The organism is Mesorhizobium sp. M4B.F.Ca.ET.017.02.2.1 (assembly GCF_003998955.1).
In the GTDB taxonomy this organism is placed as follows: Bacteria; Pseudomonadota; Alphaproteobacteria; order Rhizobiales; family Rhizobiaceae; genus Mesorhizobium; species Mesorhizobium abyssinicae.
This window is the reverse complement of sequence record NZ_RZOF01000367.1, coordinates 1-6142: the sequence shown is the minus strand read 5'-3', so window position 1 is coordinate 6142 and position 6142 is coordinate 1. Positions and strand designations below refer to the sequence as shown.

11 protein-coding genes are annotated in these 6142 nt (G+C 60.6%); 10 read left to right on the top strand and 1 reads right to left on the bottom strand.

Annotated elements, in window-relative coordinates; translation table 11 throughout:
• Both EN738_RS29310 and EN738_RS29305 read left to right on the top strand, forming a co-directional pair.
• Window positions 1-1368: hypothetical protein (locus EN738_RS29310; RefSeq protein ID WP_245494805.1), on the top strand; the 1368-nt coding region annotated here is incomplete at its 5' end.
• 34 nt (window positions 1369-1402) lie between these two features.
• Window positions 1403-1636, top strand: a complete 234-nt coding sequence (locus EN738_RS29305) for a hypothetical protein (protein WP_127286695.1) — start codon at window positions 1403-1405, stop codon at window positions 1634-1636.
• 100 nt (window positions 1637-1736) lie between these two features.
• Here EN738_RS29305 and EN738_RS29300 read toward each other — a convergent pair whose 3' ends face one another.
• Entirely contained in the window at window positions 1737-1970 is a 234-nt protein-coding gene (locus EN738_RS29300; protein WP_127286694.1) for a polymerase, read from the bottom strand.
• 379 nt (window positions 1971-2349) lie between these two features.
• Here EN738_RS29300 and EN738_RS29295 point away from each other — a divergent pair, with 379 nt between their 5' ends.
• The 8 genes from EN738_RS29295 to EN738_RS29260 all read left to right on the top strand — a co-directional run bounded on the left by EN738_RS29295 (window position 2350) and on the right by EN738_RS29260 (window position 5929).
• Entirely contained in the window at window positions 2350-3429 is a 1080-nt protein-coding gene (locus tag EN738_RS29295) for a hypothetical protein (RefSeq protein WP_189606024.1), read from the top strand.
• A gap of 36 nt (window positions 3430-3465) precedes the next feature.
• Window positions 3466-4143 carry a glycosyl hydrolase 108 family protein gene (locus tag EN738_RS29290; RefSeq protein WP_127286693.1) on the top strand — a complete coding sequence of 226 codons (678 nt, stop codon included), beginning with the start codon at window positions 3466-3468 and terminating at the stop codon, window positions 4141-4143.
• Window positions 4140-4343, top strand: a complete 204-nt coding sequence (locus tag EN738_RS29285) for a hypothetical protein (protein WP_127286692.1) — start codon at window positions 4140-4142, stop codon at window positions 4341-4343. The genes EN738_RS29290 and EN738_RS29285 overlap by 4 nt, the downstream gene beginning before the upstream one ends.
• A 2-nt stretch (window positions 4344-4345) precedes the next feature.
• Entirely contained in the window at window positions 4346-4603 is a 258-nt protein-coding gene (locus tag EN738_RS29280; RefSeq protein WP_127286691.1) for an ABC transporter permease, read from the top strand.
• Entirely contained in the window at window positions 4582-4770 is a 189-nt protein-coding gene (locus EN738_RS29275; RefSeq protein WP_127286690.1) for a hypothetical protein, read from the top strand. The genes EN738_RS29280 and EN738_RS29275 overlap by 22 nt, the downstream gene beginning before the upstream one ends.
• Complete coding sequence (locus EN738_RS29270; protein ID WP_127286689.1) at window positions 4770-5093, top strand: hypothetical protein; 324 nt, start codon at window positions 4770-4772, stop codon at window positions 5091-5093. Before EN738_RS29275 ends, EN738_RS29270 begins: the two co-directional genes overlap by 1 nt.
• A gap of 103 nt (window positions 5094-5196) precedes the next feature.
• Window positions 5197-5544, top strand: a complete 348-nt coding sequence (locus tag EN738_RS29265) for a hypothetical protein (protein WP_127286688.1) — start codon at window positions 5197-5199, stop codon at window positions 5542-5544.
• A gap of 1 nt (window position 5545) precedes the next feature.
• Entirely contained in the window at window positions 5546-5929 is a 384-nt protein-coding gene (locus EN738_RS29260) for a hypothetical protein (RefSeq protein WP_127286687.1), read from the top strand.
• Window positions 5930-6142: the final 213 nt, after the last annotated feature.

Genomic DNA, 6142 nt, shown 5'->3' with positions numbered 1-6142 from the left:
GCCTGGAACACATGGGAGCAGGGCTGCAAGCGCCAGCTCTTGGTCTGGCACCGCCGCGCTGGCAAGGATGAAATCAACCTGAATATGCACGCGGTGTCTGCCCACGAGAGGCCGGGCACTTATTGGCACATGCTGCCCGAGGCCGCACAGGCGCGGAAAGCGATCTGGAATGCGGTCAACCCTCACACCGGCAAGAGACGCCTGTTCGAAGCGTTTCCGGAACCGCTGATCGAGAACATGAACGACAACGAGATGTTCGTTCGGTTCAAGGTCGGATCCACTTTCCAAATTGTTGGCAGCGATAATTTCAATTCGTTGGTCGGCTCGCCGCCGGTTGGCATTACGTTTTCGGAATGGGCGTTGGCTAATCCCGCGGCGTGGGCCTATCTCGCGCCGATCCTGGCCGAAAATGGCGGTTGGGCCTCGTTCATCAGCACGCCGCGCGGCGGAAATCACTTTAAAGGCATGCTCGACGCGGTGAAGGGCAACGTCTTTGATCCGGTAACGAACCCGCGTGGCTGGTTCAGCGAAGTACTGCCGGCCTCGGCTACCGGCGCCATCGACGAAGTGACGATCGAGGAGCAGCGAGCGATCTATGTGGGGCTGTTCGGCAAGGAAACGGCCGACATGCTCATCGACCAGGAGTATTATTGCTCATTCGCGGGCGCGCTGATCGGCTCCTATTGGGGCGCAGAGATAGCTCGTGCCGAGCGAATGGGGCGCATCGGCACCGCGTTCGACATCGATCCTCGGTATCCGGTGCATACCGCGTGGGATCTCGGCAAGGCGGTCAATAACCCGATCTGGTGCTTCCAGGTCATCGACGGCATGCCGCTGATCGTCGACTTCTATGTTCCCGACAGCGAAGACCTGGAGGATTGGTGCAAGTGGCTCGACGAGCAGGGCTACCACGGCGACGACTTCGTTCCGCATGACATCCTGCATCCGCAGTGGGGAACGAAACGCACGCGGCTCGACACGTTAAGGGCGCACGGGCGCAAGCCGAAAATGGTCGGCATCGTCAGCCTGGCCGAGGGCAACAACGCCGGCCTGCAGACGATCAAGGTGGCGCGCTTCAGGAACACCGACAGCGTCAACGACGGCGTCGAGGGCCTAAAGGCCTACCGGCGCGAGTACGACGACGAGAAGAAGACGTTCCGCGACATCCCGGTCAAGAATTGGGCCGAGCACTATGCATCAGCGTTCCGCTACCTCGGCCTCGCGTGGCGGCAGGCTATTGTGGCTGCCGAGAAGCCGGTGGGCGACAAGGGCGCGTACGTCGGCCAGGCGGACGGCACGATACGCAGTCAGCAGACGGTCAAGGAGGCGGTCGACGCGATGGTAAGGAGGCGCCGGGCTCGGGGCTGATGAAACCTTCTTTCGGTTTCGGGATTGAATCCCTATGGCACTATATTTCTTCGACTTTTATGATGATGACGTTGCTCAACTCGACACCGAAGGGACAGAGCTGTCTAGCTTCGATGCCGTCAAGCACCAGGCAGTGAGGGCACTGGTGGATGTGATAAGAGAGGTCCTACCGGACGGCCCCCACCGGGAGTTGTCATTCAAGGTCCGCGATGAAGCCGGACGCCAGCTTATGCAGGTGGTGATGACGTTCCATCTTCAGGGCGCCTAGTCACTCGGTGCTCCGGCGCTTTGAGAAGTGCTTGCAAACAGTGCCGCTTTGGCGTCGGGCGCGCTCTGGCATCCAACGAGGGACCTACGTCGCAACCGTCCTAATCCTGAAACGGTCTCGGTCGCAGCAATTCGGCGTCAACCTTTTCTGGCAGGTGTGGACGAGCTGATGACCTGATCGATGCCGTCGTCATTGCGTCCGGAGACAGAACAATGACCATCTTCGCTTGATTGTCGGGCCAGAGCGGCTTTCCGCCCATGAAAAACAAAACGGCAACTACGCTTATCGCGAGAAGGGTCGCAAAGATTTCCGCGATGAGGTCACCAAGTCGCATGAGAATCTCCCAAAAAACACCCGCCGCATCCCAGGAGGCAGCGGGTGTTTAGTTTGGCAAATTGACTGACGAAAAAGGGACTCACATTCGCCAGTCGCGGAGCCAACGAGATAATGGGCTATATGTTTCGCCGCTAAGACCAATGCGGTCGAGCATCGGACTTCAGTCGCAGAAAGCCCGTCAGCGAGCGCCGGCTTCGGAACAAAGCCCGACCCAATGGTTCGCCATGGGAAAGAGGCGGGCCGTTCGCGCGCCGAATTGAGCAATTCTCTGAAAGAACAGCAATTTCGTGAAAGCTGCCCACGTGCAGGCTTTCCAAGCGGCTTAGAGTTTCGCGGGCTCGCACTGATCATTGCTCCATCGATACATTGGAGCAGCTATGCCGCGCGCTGGTGGTGTCTACTCAGCCCCTCCGGGTACCAAAGGAACGCCGAATACCCCGATCGAGTCGGCAAAATACAACGCGCTGGTCGACGATCTGGTGGCGGACGCGAACGCTGCGAGGCCCCTCACGTCTGGCGGCTCGGGATCGAGCACGGCAGTAGGCGCAGCCGACAACTTCAACGCAGCTGGCGCGGACATGGCATCGGCCGCGACTGTCAACCTGGCAAACACCACAGGTACGCTGGTCAACATCACAGGCACGGTCCCCATCACGGCGCTCGGCACGCTTCCGGCCGGCGCCGAGCGGGATCTGGTGTTTCAGGGTGTCCTGACGTTCACGCACAATGCTACCAGTCTGATCCTGCCGGGCGGGGCGAACATCACCACGGCGGCAGGCGACGTCGCACGCATGCGCTCGCTTGGCGGAGGCAACTGGCGTTGCGTCGGTTATACGCGCGCCAACGGCACACCGCTTGCCATCGCAGCATCGTCGACCATCGTCACACCCACCCTGACTCTGAAACAGAGCGCCGCGCCGACTCCTACAGCAGAGGGTGATATCCAGTGGGACACTGACGACAACGTCCTGGTGGTCGGCGACGGTGCGGCGCAACAGATTTTCGTTCCGCTACCGAGCGGCGCGGTAGCGGGAGACTTGCTCTATCTCTCGGGTGCCAAAGCCTACACGCGAATTCCCAAGGGGACGGCTGCCCAGCAACTGCGCATGAATGCCGGTGCCACGGCGCCGGAGTGGTTCACGCCCGACACATCCGGCATCGCCAAGGCCTGGGTTTCGTTCACGGTATCCGGCTCGACCGTCACTGTTCGGAAATCATTCAACGTGTCCAGCGTCGTGAGAAACGCGTCGATGGACTACACGATCAATTTCACGAACGCGATGGCAGATGTGAACTACGCGGTGGCGGGAGCCTCTAAGCCACAGGCCGCCACAGAAGCGTGGGGTGTAGCTCCTTTCTCTGTGGCCTCACTGCTTGTCGGTTCTGTCCGGGTCATAACCAAACCAGCCGGTGTTTCTGGCGACGCGGAGTTTGTCAGTGTCGTGATTTATGACTGACCAACTCTTCATTCGCGGGTGGGAGATCAGCCTCTAATGGACCGCAATTTCCAGCGGGCGCTTTCGCTCGTTCTCAAATCGGAGGGTGGCTGGAGCGACAATCCGGCGGACCCAGGCGGCGCCACCATGAAGGGCGTGACGCTGGCGAACTTCCGCCGCTACGTGATGGCCAATGCCACCAAGGCCGATCTTCGCAAGATCACGGATGAGCAGATCGCCACGGTTTACCGGCGTTTCTATTGGGACGCGGTGGCCGGCGCCGAGTTGCCCGATGGCGTGGATTACGCCGTCTTTGACTTCGCGGTGAACAGCGGTCCTGGTCGGGCGGCGAAGTACCTCCAGGCCGCATGTGGCGTCGGCGTGGTGCAGGATGGCCGGATAGGCCCAGCCACGCTTGCCGCGGTGCGGGCCAAGCCTGCCGGCGTCGTCATCGACACGCTCTGCGATGCCCGGCTCGCCTTTCTGAAGCGTCTGCCGACCTGGCCGACCTTCGGCAGGGGCTGGCAGAGCCGCGTGGTGGCGGTGCGCATCCAGGCCATGATGATGGCGGAGCCTGTTTTCGTTCAGCCCGCGCCGGCTTCCACGGTCCCCGGCGCGACGCCGCCGAGCATGCCGCAAGCTCCTACGCCTGCCGCTGCCGCCAAGGAACGCAATCCGCTCTGGGCTGCGCTGTTCGCATTCCTCAAAGCCGTCTTCAGAAGGAAATCACCATGACCGCCGTCATTGTCCGTATTGCGCTGCGCTACGGGTCCGGCGTGCTTGTCGCGCGCGGCCTGCTCGGCTCCGACGACGCTTCAGCCTTCTCGGCCGATCCCGACGTCCAGATGGCGCTGGAAACCGGGCTTGGGCTGGCGATCGGCGGCGTGACTGAAGCCTGGCACTGGATGGCCCGGCGCTTCGGCTGGGAGCACTGACGATGGCCGAGGTCTTCACTGCGCTCCTCGAATCGCTCCTGCACAATCCAGTCGTCATCGCGATCGGCGCCGGCATCGTCATGGCGGTTGGCGCGTGGATCAGGGGCCGACTGTCCGGCGCCAAGGCAGAGCGCAACAGGCAGGCAGTAGAGCGGCTGGCAGCCCGTGATGAGGCAGACAAGATCGACCAGGCAGTAGCTGGCATGTCTGACGCCGAGGTTCTGAAGGAGCAGGCCAAATGGTCGCGTCCAAAATCCTAGCCCTGGCTGCCTTCGTCGCCCTTGCCGCTTGCCAGCACGCGGGCGGCAGTTTCTGCGACGTCGAGAAGCCGAACCGCAATCCCCTCGATGACATGACGGCCACCGAAGCGCGGTCGGCACTCGCGCACAATCTCAAGGGCGCCAAGCTCTGCGGCTGGAGGCCATGATGCACGAATTTCTCGACTTCCTCGGCATCAAAGGCCCTGTAGTGGCTGCCGGCCTCGCCGGCGGCATCCTGCGGGCTCTCTCGCGCCATCGCTACAAGATCCGTGAGATGATCGCCTCGCCCATCTGCGGGGCGCTGGCGGCGGCCTACCTGACGCTGCCGACCGTGGCCTACTCGCAAGCGATTGGTCTGCCTATCCCCGATGCCAGCGACGAGACCACTGTGCTGGCAGCGGCCTTTCTGATCGGCGTCTCGGCGATGTGGATTTCGGACATCGTGTTTGAGGTCGTGGTGCGGAAGTTCAAACCCAAACCAGCGGAGTAATCCGCGACCGCCGGCTCCCCAAATTTGCACCCGCGGAATGAATTTGACTCCCAGAGGACTCGCTGGCAAGTCAGTGACACTGCATGCTTGAGCCGGGGGAGTAATGCGCAGGTATTTGTTTGTCTATTTGATGCTGACTTTAAGCGTCGTCAGCGCTTGGAGCGGCGATCCCGCGGTTCTGCTCTACTTCAAGGCAGACTCTGATGGTGGTGCAAAGGTTGTCAACGCGCTGACGGGCAACGCGCAGCCAGTCATTGCGGCCGTCGGAGGGAAAAAGCCCGCGAATTGTCCGCCAGACGCGTATTGGTCAGTAGACGAGGACGCGTTGTTTCGATGCAAGGACGGTGCGAAATTCCGCCTAATCCAAATCAAGCCGGGCACTGTTATGCTTGATAGCATACAGAAAATTCCCGGAACTGATGATCCTGGACCAAGTCGAAAAGTGAAATGAGATGCTGAAGCGGAGCGACTTTTTAGCGGACAAGAAGAGCCTAAGCAGCACGATATCTGAGCTTTGTCGGTATATGTCGTTTGGGCTCTTGGTTGCGTTCTACACTATCAAAGCCGACAATTCCGAATTCGCCAGCACGCTAAAGGCCCACGGTCTTTTCGTTTTCTTGATCGGGTTCTCTGGTGCCATGGCGGTTCTTTGCGACTATCTCCAGTATGTGTTTGGCTTGGTCACCGTCAACAAGGCTCTTTCGGCGGAGGTGTACGAATACGACGATCGGTCGTTAGCTTACAAAGGAAGACAAGGCGCTTTCGAGGCCAAACAATTTTTTACAGGCGCCGGCGCCCTTTCCTTGGTCTGGATGGTGGTAGTAGCGACATTCTAAGCTAGCTTCTTCAAGCGGCTTAGAATTTCGCATTCGGCGCCACCATCCTGTCCGCCATGGCAAAGGCGGACAAGCGGAACCCCGACCAGCAGAAGCAGGGCGAGACTCTTCGAAAAGAGGGGGCGAAGTGGCTTGCGCGCGTCGAAACGGCCGGCAAGCTTGAAAAGCAGTGGATGGACGACGCCGAAAAGGCGGTGAAGGCCTACACTGGCG

What these genes read in the sequence shown, in the direction of transcription:
- EN738_RS29305 (WP_127286695.1), top strand. Translation starts at nt 1,403, where the DNA reads ATGGCACTATATTTCTTCGACTTTTATGATGATGACGTTGCTCAACTC.
- EN738_RS29300 (WP_127286694.1), bottom strand. Translation starts at nt 1,970, where the DNA reads ATGCGACTTGGTGACCTCATCGCGGAAATCTTTGCGACCCTTCTCGCG.
- EN738_RS29295 (WP_189606024.1), top strand. Translation starts at nt 2,350, where the DNA reads ATGCCGCGCGCTGGTGGTGTCTACTCAGCCCCTCCGGGTACCAAAGGA.
- EN738_RS29290 (WP_127286693.1), top strand. Translation starts at nt 3,466, where the DNA reads ATGGACCGCAATTTCCAGCGGGCGCTTTCGCTCGTTCTCAAATCGGAG.
- EN738_RS29285 (WP_127286692.1), top strand. Translation starts at nt 4,140, where the DNA reads ATGACCGCCGTCATTGTCCGTATTGCGCTGCGCTACGGGTCCGGCGTG.
- EN738_RS29280 (WP_127286691.1), top strand. Translation starts at nt 4,346, where the DNA reads ATGGCCGAGGTCTTCACTGCGCTCCTCGAATCGCTCCTGCACAATCCA.
- EN738_RS29275 (WP_127286690.1), top strand. Translation starts at nt 4,582, where the DNA reads ATGGTCGCGTCCAAAATCCTAGCCCTGGCTGCCTTCGTCGCCCTTGCC.
- EN738_RS29270 (WP_127286689.1), top strand. Translation starts at nt 4,770, where the DNA reads ATGCACGAATTTCTCGACTTCCTCGGCATCAAAGGCCCTGTAGTGGCT.
- EN738_RS29265 (WP_127286688.1), top strand. Translation starts at nt 5,197, where the DNA reads ATGCGCAGGTATTTGTTTGTCTATTTGATGCTGACTTTAAGCGTCGTC.
- EN738_RS29260 (WP_127286687.1), top strand. Translation starts at nt 5,546, where the DNA reads ATGCTGAAGCGGAGCGACTTTTTAGCGGACAAGAAGAGCCTAAGCAGC.